This is a genomic window from Planktotalea sp. (assembly GCF_039984035.1).
Lineage (GTDB): Bacteria > Pseudomonadota > Alphaproteobacteria > Rhodobacterales > Rhodobacteraceae > Planktotalea.
The window spans coordinates 1-3,174 of sequence record NZ_JBDWVM010000428.1 but is presented as its reverse complement, the minus strand read 5'-3'; the positions used below and the strand labels follow the sequence as shown (position 1 = coordinate 3,174).

Annotated in this window: 4 protein-coding genes, 1 pseudogene and 1 riboswitch; of the genes and pseudogenes, 2 read left to right on the top strand and 3 right to left on the bottom strand. The window is 53.9% G+C overall.

The annotated features are described in order from the left end of the window. Together ABJQ89_RS18825 and ABJQ89_RS18820 are read right to left on the bottom strand one after the other, a co-directional pair. A pseudogene (locus tag ABJQ89_RS18825) lies at positions 1–154 on the bottom strand (biopolymer transporter ExbB); the annotation flags it as partial. 67 nt (positions 155–221) lie between these two features. Then, entirely contained in the window at positions 222–749 is a 528-nt protein-coding gene (locus ABJQ89_RS18820) for a gamma-glutamylcyclotransferase (RefSeq protein WP_348497692.1), read from the bottom strand. 58 nt (positions 750–807) lie between these two features. Here ABJQ89_RS18820 and ABJQ89_RS18815 point away from each other — a divergent pair, with 58 nt between their 5' ends. Beyond that, on the top strand, positions 808–1,806 hold the full coding sequence (locus ABJQ89_RS18815; RefSeq protein ID WP_348497691.1) for a DUF2125 domain-containing protein: 999 nt from the start codon (positions 808–810) through the stop codon (positions 1,804–1,806). Here the strand turns inward: ABJQ89_RS18815 and ABJQ89_RS18810 are convergent. Then, the gene (locus ABJQ89_RS18810; protein ID WP_348497690.1) at positions 1,803–2,240 is read right to left on the bottom strand and encodes a 6,7-dimethyl-8-ribityllumazine synthase; all 438 of its coding nucleotides are present in this window, start codon (positions 2,238–2,240) and stop codon (positions 1,803–1,805) included. The two genes, ABJQ89_RS18815 and ABJQ89_RS18810, sit on opposite strands and share 4 nt — an antisense overlap. A 71-nt stretch (positions 2,241–2,311) precedes the next feature. Beyond that, a riboswitch (FMN riboswitch) is annotated at positions 2,312–2,447 on the bottom strand. 79 nt (positions 2,448–2,526) lie between these two features. Between ABJQ89_RS18810 and ABJQ89_RS18805 the strand changes: the two genes are divergently transcribed. Further along, on the top strand, positions 2,527–3,174 hold a 648-nt coding region (locus ABJQ89_RS18805), incomplete at its 3' end, for a M20/M25/M40 family metallo-hydrolase (protein ID WP_348497689.1).

The window sequence follows — 3,174 nt, the reverse complement described above, 5'->3', positions numbered from 1 at the left end:
CGTTCAGCCAAGGGTTGGCCAAAAAGATAGGTAGCACGCGTGGCAAAGCCACGAATGCTCCTGCCCCGACAAGGCCAATCACAAATAGCATCGACAAGATTTGTCGATATGGCTGCGAGAACTGCGCGCGAACCTCGCGGTCTGGCTTGTCCAAGGGGACGGCTCCTGACACGTTTCTAATTAGGCAACAGAATACGCATGTTACAGCAACAAGCCAAGAGTTATGAACAAAGCGCTTTCACGCGGATCGAAAGCCAGTTCAAATCGGGGTCTTCGATACCCAAATCGACCAAATGTTGCGCAGTATTGTGCAGATATTCGGGGTTTGGCCCCTTATCCCCTATAGCGTGGGTGATCGCCTGTGCTTGCTCTTCCAGATCAAGGTGGCAGTATTGGGCGTGATCAGGGTCGATGATGTAAGTCACGGCCTCGATCACGTCGCCATTTTTCAGGTGCACGGGTAGAATGCGTTCGAGGTAGGCGGATGATATCAATTCGCGCTCGCGCAGATATTCTAGCGTTTGCGTTTCATCGCCCGCTTTCACGCGAAACGCGACGCCCTCACAGCGCGCGCCTTTCATTTCGTCCAGTGCCAACACCAAACCGGGACGCTCGACCGTTCCACGATGATGGATGGAGCGCATGCAAAAGCTGCGCGCATAGTCATGCATCACGCCGACTTGCTGATCGTCGATTTCAAATCCCGGGTGCCACAAAAGTGACCCATATCCAAATACCCACATCGTCATGTCACTGGTCCTTTAAACTCACCTGCCTTAGATACGAGCTAAGTGCGAAGGAAAAGACATGAAACGACTGTTAATTGTGATTACGACTGCGGCTGCGCTCTATGCGGGCTATTGGTTTGTTGGTTCTAGCGGCGCAAAGGGTGGGTTTGAGCAATGGTTCGACGATCGCCGTTCTGAAGGTTGGGTTTCCGATTATCAAAGCATCGAAACAAAGGGGTTTCCGAGCCGCTTTGATACAACAATCACAGATATTTCTCTCGCGGACCCTGACACGGGTGTCGCCTACACCGCGCCATTCCTGCAGATTTTCGCTCTGAGCTATAAGCCAGAGCATCTGATCGCGGTTTGGCCAAATAAGCAAAGCCTGAGCAACCCATTGGGCAAGGCAGCGATCACCAGCGAAGATATGCGCGCCTCACTTATCGTTAAGAAAAACACATCGCTTGCTTTAGAAAAAGCCAACTATGTGACAGAAACGTTAGCGATACAGATGGACAGCGGCGACACTTTTGCAGCCAGTAAAGCGCTAGTTGCCGTGGAGCTGGTGCCTGCTTCAGTGAACACCTATCACTTTGGCGTTGATCTCAAGGACGTGTCCCTGCCCCAACCAAAGGGCATCCGTCTTGAGGTGGGCATCCTGCCAGAGGCGCTACAATATGCGCGCGTGGATGCGACGGCGGCCTTCGATGCCGCTTGGGATTTGGACGCTTTGCAAAACAAACGCCCACAACCGACGCGCATTGATGTCAAATTGATTGAAGCAAAGTGGGGTCAGTTAGAGCTGCGTCTTGCTGGTGGATTCGATGTGGATGCGCAGGGGCGTGCAAGCGGCAAGATTACGGTCAAAGCGCAGAACTGGCGCGACATTCTTGCGATCAGCGAAGCCAGTGGCGCGATACCAAGCCAGTTGGTGAGACCGATTGAACAAGGTTTGAACCTGCTCTCTAGCCTATCGGGCAATCGTAACACGCTCGATCTGCCGCTGGATTTAGAAAACGGCCAGATGAAACTGGGGCCGATCCCACTTGGACCAGCCCCGCTATTTCGTTTGCGTTAGACGTAGTGCTCAAGAGTTTGGCGCACCGCATGCGCCGCCTCTGCACCCTTTTTAACGAAGTGATCGGTGTAAAAACCGATGTGCTCATCGGTCGGTTGGAAGTGATGCGGGGTTAGCGAAACGGAGAATGTCGGAACACCCGTGCTCATCTGCGCCTCCATTAGCCCATTGACCACAGCAGCAGCCACGAAATCGTGACGGTAGATACCGCCATCCACGACCAACGCCGCACACACAATGGCGTCATATTCACCAGATGCGCCTAATTTTTTGGCAAGCAATGGCATCTCAAACGCGCCCGGCACGTCAAAGGATGTGATCTGAACAGTCGCATCGACCTTGTCCATATCTGCTTCAAACCCGACAAGCGCTTGATCTACGATGTCGGCATGCCAGCGCGCTTTGATAAACGCAATTTTCAGAAGTTTCGTCATTTTGGAACCTTTGTTTTAGACGTACAAAAGCCCCAGAGCATAGTTAGTACGCCCGCCCCAAAGGGCACACGCACCGCTCTCTTTCATCCGGACTTTCACCGTCGGCCTTGGAATTCCACCAAAGTCTGCTGACCCTCTACACATAGGCAAAGGCGCTCGCGGGCTATCACCGCCGGTAGGGACTTTCACCCTGCCCTGAGAACACTGCTTAGTTGGCACGCGGCGTCGGGTCTTGCAAGACATGCGTCGCCGCGTCACTCTGCTTTTTACTGACAGGAGTATGGTGATGAGCGATCTACAAGCCCGACTGGCCGCACGAATAGAATCGAAACGTGATGATTTGATCGCGTTGACCCAAGATTTGATTCGCATTCCGACGCTCAACCCTCCTGGCGAAAACTACCGCGAGATTTGCGCGTTCCTTGGCGAACGCTTGGCCCAGCATGGGTTTTCAATGGAAATGGTCCGCGCGGAAGGTGCGCCGGGTGATTGCACGAAATACCCCCGTTGGAACGTCGTGTGTCGCCGCGAAGGAACGCGCGTTGGCGAATGCGTTCATTTCAACAGTCATATTGATGTCGTCGAGGTCGGGCTCGGTTGGACATTCGATCCATTCGGCGGCGAGTTGAAGGATGGCAAGGTTTATGGGCGCGGCGCTTGCGATATGAAGGGCGGATTGGCCGCATCGGTGATCGCGGCTGAAGCGTTTGTTGAAGAATGCCCCGACTACGCTGGTGCGATTGAAATCAGCGGTACAGCGGACGAAGAAAGCGGCGGCTATGGCGGCGTTGCTTACCTGGCGGAAAAGGGTTTTTTCGACCCGAGCCGCGTGCAGCATGTGATTATCCCTGAACCGCTTGGCGTCGATCAGATTTGTCTGGGACATCGCGGCGGTTGGTGGGCCGAGATCGAAACCTTTGGTGAAATTGCCCAT

Excerpts from the sequence above, each read along its gene's own strand:
- ABJQ89_RS18820 (WP_348497692.1), bottom strand. The coding sequence starts at position 749 with ATGACGATGTGGGTATTTGGATATGGGTCACTTTTGTGGCACCCGGGA.
- ABJQ89_RS18815 (WP_348497691.1), top strand. The coding sequence starts at position 808 with ATGAAACGACTGTTAATTGTGATTACGACTGCGGCTGCGCTCTATGCG.
- ABJQ89_RS18810 (WP_348497690.1), bottom strand. The coding sequence starts at position 2,240 with ATGACGAAACTTCTGAAAATTGCGTTTATCAAAGCGCGCTGGCATGCC.